This is a genomic window from Gemmatimonas sp. (genome assembly GCF_046594945.1).
Lineage (GTDB): Bacteria > Gemmatimonadota > Gemmatimonadetes > Gemmatimonadales > Gemmatimonadaceae > Gemmatimonas.
Genome location: NZ_JBKJRB010000131.1, coordinates 1 through 4162, shown reverse-complemented (window position 1 = coordinate 4162; position 4162 = coordinate 1). Strand labels below are relative to the sequence as shown.

4 protein-coding genes and 1 pseudogene are annotated in these 4162 nt (G+C 68.4%); 1 reads left to right on the top strand and 4 read right to left on the bottom strand.

Features of this window, described 5'->3' with window-relative positions:
* Positions 1-488 (top strand): annotated as a pseudogene (locus ACLL97_RS16035) (hypothetical protein); the annotation flags it as partial.
* Between the two features lie 150 nt (positions 489-638).
* Here ACLL97_RS16035 and ACLL97_RS16030 read toward each other — a convergent pair.
* The 4 genes from ACLL97_RS16030 to ACLL97_RS16015 all read right to left on the bottom strand — a co-directional run.
* Positions 639-1592, bottom strand: a complete 954-nt coding sequence (locus ACLL97_RS16030; protein WP_411281485.1) for a LamG domain-containing protein — start codon at positions 1590-1592, stop codon at positions 639-641.
* A complete protein-coding gene (locus ACLL97_RS16025; RefSeq protein WP_411281484.1) occupies positions 1579-2478 on the bottom strand; it encodes a protein kinase domain-containing protein in 900 nt (299 codons plus the stop codon). The genes ACLL97_RS16030 and ACLL97_RS16025 overlap by 14 nt, the downstream gene beginning before the upstream one ends.
* Positions 2385-3380 carry a hypothetical protein gene (locus tag ACLL97_RS16020; protein ID WP_411281483.1) on the bottom strand — a complete coding sequence of 332 codons (996 nt, stop codon included), beginning with the start codon at positions 3378-3380 and terminating at the stop codon, positions 2385-2387. The genes ACLL97_RS16025 and ACLL97_RS16020 overlap by 94 nt, the downstream gene beginning before the upstream one ends.
* 126 nt (positions 3381-3506) lie before the next feature.
* The coding region (locus ACLL97_RS16015) for a GNAT family N-acetyltransferase (RefSeq protein WP_411281482.1) at positions 3507-4162 on the bottom strand (656 nt) is incomplete at its 5' end.

The window sequence follows — 4162 nt, the reverse complement described above, 5'->3', positions numbered from 1 at the left end:
CGATGGGCGTCCTCGGCCAGGGGCTCGCCAACCTCAAGGTCATTCGCGACTTCGCCTATGCCGGCGTGGGCAACGTGCCGCTCAACGATCGCGACGCGATCGGTGGCGCCGCCGATTACATCCTGATGCGCGAGGACATCGACACCGTGATCGTCTACGGCATCGTCGACGACCGCGTGGACGGCTCGCTCCGCACCAACAGCCCGAGCGTCGATCCGGCGGTCTTTCTCGGGACGGCGTTCGGTCGCGACCGCGACGGCAAGCCCTACGGCGGCGGTCGCGCCGACAAGGGTGGCTTCCAGATCCCCCTCGGCCTGCTCGCCGAGTGCGACGACACCGATCGCCTGTGGGCGCTCGTCACCGAGATGATCGAGTCACGTCTGGAGCGCGTCGTCCCCGACATCGAGCGTGAGCGTGAACGCGAGCGCGAGCGCGATCGCGATCGGCACGATCACCGCGACCGCGATCGCCGCCGCACCGACGACTAGAGACTACCGGCGCGACCTTCCGCCCGGCTTCCACGAGCTGTCGTTCGCCGAGGTGGCAGTCATCGCCGAGTGCAGGGAGGACTCGGCGAAGGTGAACTATCACCACGGCGTGAAGCGCCTCCGTACGTCGGTCCCTCCTGCCGAGGGAGACTAGGGATCGACGGCGGCGGAGATGTGCGCGGCGATGCGCGAAGACGGCAGCGCGCTCGGGTAGACGGCGATCTCGTCGACGGAGCCGCGGAAGGAACCACCCACGCCACTCGACGCGAGGCCGAAGGTGAGCGGGCTTGTGTTGGCGGAGAAGGTGAGGCCGCTGTACCCCTTCGACGCCGGTGCGCCGTCGACGAACAGCTTGGCGGTCGTGCCGTCCCAGCTCGCGGCGACGTGAACCCATCTGCCGGTGCCGGGGAACGGCACGGCGACATACGTCTTGAGACTCCCGCCGTCCCAGCGCTCGAAGAGCACCTGCAGCGGCGATGATTGGATGGAGACGGAGTACCCGCTGCGCGGTGAAGCAACCTCTTTGCTGACGATCCGGGGATAGTCGGTGGGGATCGTGTCCGCGTTGACCCACGCCTCGACGGTGAACGGAGAAGCGCCGGCGAAGTCGAAGGGGGTCACCGCGCACTCCACGTTCTCGGTATCGGTGAGGCGCACCGCCTTGCTGTCGGAGAAGGCTCCGGTGGACTGCAACTCGACCGCGCCGAGGTAGGTGCAGTCTCGCTTTCCGCTGCTCGAGTCGGTGGCGACCAACTTGCCCGTCGCTTCGTCGAGGCGGAGGTAGAGGAGCGGCGAATCGGCGAGGACGGCGGCTCGATATCGCTCGGCTTTGGTGATCGTGGCGTCGCTGGCGGTGTCGATCGATGTGTCGGTGTCCGTCGGCGCGTCATTAGTGGTGGTGTCGATGATCGCGGTGTCGATGATCGCGGTGTCCGAGGTCGCCTCCTCCCCCGCTACGTCCTTCGTGTCGTTCGTGTTGCCCGTGTCGAGCGCGGCGTCCGGCGAGCGGTCAGCTGCGTTCAGGCCGTTGAAGACCGTGCACGACGCAAGGAGCGCTGCGACGAGCGGCATCAGGCCGAGCGCGCGCGGATCAATTCGCTTCATAGGGGTTCTTGTGGAGGTCGGGGGCCGCCGTGGTCGCTCCCGGCTTTACCTTCTTTCCACCGGGCTTGAAGGCCGCGCTCATGGTGGGGGCGAGCGTGGGCTCGGGCAGAACCGACACGCTTGCGCCCGCGGTCTTCGTGCTGACGAGAGCCGAGGGAGCGCTCGCGATCGTCGGCGCAGAGGGCTCGACGTGCGAGTTGGGCCCTGCCGTGCGGGGCCACGCGTAGATTGCCGCGAGGCCGAGGGCGACGGCAAGGGTGACTCCCGCGATGGGCAACAAGGTGCTGCGCGCACGAGGGGGCTTCCCCGCATCGGTGGCCTGCGGCGGCACCGCGTCGCTGACGCGCGTGGGCGACGTGGGCGGGATCGCCGGCGCCGCGTTTGCGCGTGGTGTTTGAAACCACGTCTCGATGGCCGCGCGACGCGCCTCGAACGTGTTGTGGGCGTGGTGCTCCACCAGCGCGCGCACCTCGCGTGTCGGTGCCAGCGACAGAGCGGTCTCGATCGCCTCCTGCAGATCGGCGGCGGTCGCATACCGGAGTTCCGGATCGGTGCTCGTCGCACGAGCGACGATCGCGTCGAGGGCCGGCGGGATCCCCTCGACCACCTCGCTCGGGGGCGGCGCGTCGCCAGTGAGGATGCGCAGCAGGATCGCGCCCTCGTCGGAGCCGCTGAAGAGGTGCTTGCCGGTCATGGCCTCGAAGAGGACGATCCCGGCGCTGTACACGTCGCTGCGGCGATCGACGGGCTGCTGCCGAATTTGTTCGGGCGACATGTAGCGGATCTTGCCCTTCAAGCTGCCGCTCTTGGTGACGGTGAGGCGCGACGCCGCTTTGGCGATGCCGAAATCGATGAGGCGATCTCGGCCCGCTTCTCTGCGCCCCAATCAACAAGAAAAATCGCGGTCGCCGCCGTGAGTACCACCATGCCGGCGGTCACGCCGAGGAGGACGTTGGTGCGCGTCTGCTTGTCGCGTCCGCTCGCGAGGTTCGCCTCGCTCGGGTCTGCGTCGAACGTGGTGCGTGCATGGTTGGTGTCGAGCCCCGACCAGACGGCGACGCCTCCGACGGCGATGGTCGCAATGCCGGAAGCCCATACGAACGCGGGCGACAAACCCGAGCGAACCTTCGGCGGTGGCTCGTTCGGGTGCTCCAATCGTGCGGGTGGCGGAGTCGTGGGGATGGGCGCGGTCGCGCTGGCCGCGGGCTCGGAGGGAGCCGACACCGACACATTCACGGTGGCTCCGGCTTCGACGAAGAGCGAGCGCTCGACCGTCTTGCCGCCAAAGCTCGCGCGGAGGGTGTGGGTTCCCGGGTGAACGAACGCGCTCGGGCCCTCGACGACGCCTCCGTCGATCGTGACCTGGTCTGCCCCCGGTGCCTGAATCTCGAAGCGGCCGAGCTTCGCGCTCAACTGCAGCAACGCCGCGGTCGCGCTCTTGCGATCGGGATCGCCGAGCGGCGCCTCGCGCAGGTAGCGGGAGTAGAGGCCGGCAGCACGCCGCGTGTCGCCTCCCTTGTGCCACGCCCGGGCCGCATTCCACAGGCCGGAGGAGTGCGGCGCGATTCGGTAGGCCTCCTCGAAGGCCGCGCCGGCGTGCAGGTAGTCGCCAGCGACGAACGCCGTCTCTCCCTCCTTGAACTTCGCCGCGGCGGCCTTGCGTTGCTCGGCGGTGGTGCTGGTCGCCGGGGCGGCGGCGACGTGGTTCGTCGCGATGGAGAGCAGGACGAATGCTGCTGCGCAGCGTGCCCGAGATCGTCGGAGGCTCGAGGTCCGGAGCGGCAACACCCTTCAGGCTAACACCGCCGGCCTCCCGTCTCTACGCCGGGCGTTCGCGAAGAAGCTCTGCTGCGGCGTGTCGCCCGTCGATGCTCGCCACCCTTCCCGTGGGACCGGAAATGACCTCGGCGAGGCCTACAACGCCGGCGTCGGCTTTGGGTTCACCTTCGCGGTGAGCACGTGGTCGCGCCAGCGGTCGTGGAGAAACAGGTAGTCACGCGCGTAGCCCTCGACGGTGAAGCCGAGGCGGCGGAGCAGGTTGCCGCTCCGTTCGTTGGTCGGCATGTAGTTGGCTTCGATGCGGTGGAAGCCGAGCTCATCAAATACATAATCAATCGATGCTTCGAGCCCCTCGCGGAGGAGCCCCTGCCCTTCGTGGGCGCCGTCGACCGAGTAGCCGAGGATGCAGCGCTGCAGCGCGAGCCGAAAAAACTGCGTAAAGGAGACCACGCCGAGGATGGTGGGATCGCTCGGCCGCGACATATAGAGACGTAATGAAGTGTCGGCGAGGAACTCTTCGCGTGCTGTGCGGAGGCGGCGCTCCCAGTGCTCGCGCGTGTAGAACCCGTCGACGGGGGGCGGCGATACCGGCTCCAGCCGCTCACGGTTACGCGCGAAGTAGTCGAGGACCAGCGGCGCCGCGGACGGCTCGGGGATCGTGAGGACGGTCCGCGGCGTAACGATCCTCGGGATCGCGCGCTGCAGAATCACGTGCGCTCCGCCGAGGGGAACGAGCCGGTGGTGCGCATGCCCGCGATGGCGTCCCACCACTCGCGCACCTTGCTGCCGGC